We start from the raw sequence: 1,423 nt of genomic DNA, 5'->3' as shown, positions 1-1,423 counted from the left end.
CGGCCGAGAACCAGCCGCCGCACGACGAACCGCCACCCCGCCCACCGATCCGATTCACCCCGCTGGACCTGCCGAAACCGTCCCGCCGGACGCTGGTGCGCAGCCGGGGGCGCGAAGGATGACCTCCATGATCATGAGCAGCGTGGCGGAGTGCCCGCTGGTGCTCGACACCGAGCCGTGTGCCCTGCTCGACGCGGTCGCGGCCGACCCGACGGCCCCGCTCGCGCTCGGTGTGACCGGCCCCGCCGGCCACGGCCGCACCGCGTACCTGCACGAACTGGCCGGTGTCTACACCCGCGCCGGCGTCACCGTGCAGACCGACGTCCCGGCGCGGGACGCCGCCGTCGACCCCGACTCGGTGCTGCTGGTCGACGACGCGCACCTGCTCGACGACGCCCGGCTGCGGACGCTGCGTGGGCTGGTGGCCGGCCGCCGGCACCGGATCGCCGTCAGCTACCGGCCGTGGCCCCGGACCTCGGCGCTGGTCGAGCTGACCGACACGCTGCGCCGCGACGGGCGGCTGATCCTGCTCACCCCGTTCGCCCGTACCCGCACCGCCGCCTACCTCGCCGCCGTACCCCGGCTCGGCCGGCACCCGGACGTGGTCGACTTCGTGCACACCCAGACCGGCGGCCTGCCCCGGCACGTCGAGTGGCTGGTCCGCGCGCTGCGCGAACACGACCCCGCCGCCGGCCTGCCGACGGAACCGCCCCGCCAGGTCGTCCTTCAGTTCGGCCCCGACCTGGAGCACCTGGCCTCCGACGCACGGCGGCTGCTGATCGCCCTGGCCGCCGGCGTGCCGTTGCCGGTCGACGTGCTGGCCGCCCTGCTCGACCGCGAGCCGGCCGACGTCGACGAGCTGGTCACCGAGACCCGGGCGACCGGGCTGGTCGGCGCGGACGGCCGGCTCACCCCGCTGGTGCGCCGGGCGGTGACCGCGTTGAGCCCGGCCACCGACCGCACCGAGATCTGGCGCCGGCTCACCGAGCTACAGGTGACCCGGGGCGCGCCGGTGCTTCCCCTGGTCCGTTCGCTGCTCGCCGCCGGGGTGGCCGGGGACTGCCCGGCCGCCACCCTGGAGGCGGCGGCGGAGGAGGCCCTCGCCGTCGAACCGGCGCTCGCGGCGCAGCTGTTCGCCGCGGCCACCACCGCCGGTCGGCCCGCCGCCGGCCGGCAGGCGTGGGCGGCGGCCCTCGCCGGCGACCTCGACCTCGCGCTCCGGCTGTCCGACCGCCTGCTCACCGCGGCACCACCGGCCGAGCGGGCCGAGGCCGCCCTCGTCGCCGCGACGGCCCTGGCCCACCGGGGGCAGACCGACCGCAGCGTGGAGCTGTACCGGTGGTCCGGCGGCGCCTCCGCCGACGCCTTCGCCGCCGTGGGCGCGCTCGCCACCGGGCCGACGTGTGGAACCTCGGCGACGTGC

1 protein-coding gene is annotated in these 1,423 nt (G+C 77.7%); it reads left to right on the top strand.

The annotated features are described in order from the left end of the window. Window positions 1–127 precede the first annotated feature (127 nt). A partial coding sequence (locus AB0M52_RS33950; RefSeq protein ID WP_363961988.1) for a hypothetical protein occupies window positions 128–1,423 on the top strand: 1,296 nt, incomplete at its 3' end.

It is taken from the genome of Micromonospora sp. NPDC051296 (genome assembly GCF_040682255.1).
GTDB classification, from domain to species: Bacteria; Actinomycetota; Actinomycetes; order Mycobacteriales; family Micromonosporaceae; genus Micromonospora; species Micromonospora craterilacus.
This window is presented reverse-complemented; position numbering and strand designations above follow the sequence as displayed.